The organism is Pseudomonas sp. SDO5532_S415 (genome assembly GCF_054071155.1).
Window position 1 is genome coordinate 1 of record NZ_JBSVWS010000390.1, and the last position, 229, is coordinate 229.

Below are 229 nucleotides of genomic sequence, written 5' to 3' on the forward strand. Positions count from 1 at the left end.
CGAGCCGTTGGCGGCCCAGCCGAACGAGCCATCGCCGCCGATCCACGCCCAGGCGAAGGGGCGTCCGAGGCGGTCCTGGAACAGGGCGTCGGGATGGATGGAGGCTGCGATCAGCACCTGGCGGGCTTCGGCCGAGGCGTCGGGCGGCAGGCTGCGGATGGGCTCAGAGGCCTGGTCGATCCGCGAGGCGACCTCGTCGAATGGCGCCCCGGTCGCGACCACCGGGGTG

1 protein-coding gene is annotated in these 229 nt (G+C 73.8%); it reads right to left on the reverse strand.

Annotated elements, in window-relative coordinates; genetic code table 11:
* The coding region (locus tag ACW9HW_RS30200) for a hypothetical protein (RefSeq protein WP_457402988.1) at positions 1-229 on the reverse strand (229 nt) is incomplete at both ends.